A 320-nucleotide genomic window follows, 5' to 3' on the forward strand; every position below is an offset into this window, starting at 1 on the left:
TACCTTATGCCTCGCTGGTGCTCGGCACGAAGCCGGGCGAGGCTTCCGTCTTCGTCTACACCCCTGAAGATAAGAAGGTGCACCGTCGCGCGGTGCGCTTCACGCCGGTACAGGAAGGAGACAGCGCGCGCGTCCTCGCTGGACTCAAGCCCGGCGAGACGGTGGTTGCCGCCGGAGGAGGATGGCTCACCGATGGACAGCCAGTGACACCACTGGAAGCCACCACTCAATTGACCAAGCGCTAACGCGATCCACCAGGTTACTTCATCATGAAGATCACCGAGATGGCGCTGCGCGCCAGTCGACTTACCTACTTTGTA

The 320-nt window shown here is 60.9% G+C and carries 1 pseudogene; it reads left to right on the forward strand.

The window, feature by feature from the left end:
- Nucleotides 1-245 (forward strand): annotated as a pseudogene (locus ACR6JA_RS23170) (efflux RND transporter periplasmic adaptor subunit); the annotation flags it as partial.
- Between the last annotated feature and the right edge of the window lie 75 nt (nt 246-320).

It is taken from the genome of Cedecea sp. B1(4) (genome assembly GCF_059414925.1).